Raw genomic sequence first — 239 nt, 5'->3', positions numbered from 1 at the left:
CTGATGGCCTGCCATTCATCGGGATATTTCTCCGGAAGGCTCATGTAGCCATCATGCAGTCCCGTCCAACCGGGCTTTTTGTTTTCTGCTTTAATGCCCTCATAGCTCACAAGACCGCCGTCGAGCTTGTAGTTCTCACCTTCGACACCATACATCAGCAAATTGTAATACGTTCGGTCCGTATGGGCTTTCTCGATCAGCTTCAGTGCAAGCTCCACATGCTCGGAGTGCGCACCCAC

The 239-nt window shown here is 51.9% G+C and carries 1 protein-coding gene; it reads right to left on the bottom strand.

The window, feature by feature from the left end:
• Nucleotides 1–218: hypothetical protein (locus ACSNOG_RS34015; protein WP_436756522.1), on the bottom strand; the 218-nt coding region annotated here is incomplete at its 3' end.
• Between the last annotated feature and the right edge of the window lie 21 nt (nucleotides 219–239).

The sequence above is a fragment of the Streptomyces sp. URMC 124 genome, assembly GCF_051386455.1.
Classification (GTDB): domain Bacteria; phylum Actinomycetota; class Actinomycetes; order Streptomycetales; family Streptomycetaceae; genus Streptomyces.
Note: the sequence above shows the minus strand (reverse complement) of the source record. Positions and strands in the feature narration are given on the sequence as shown.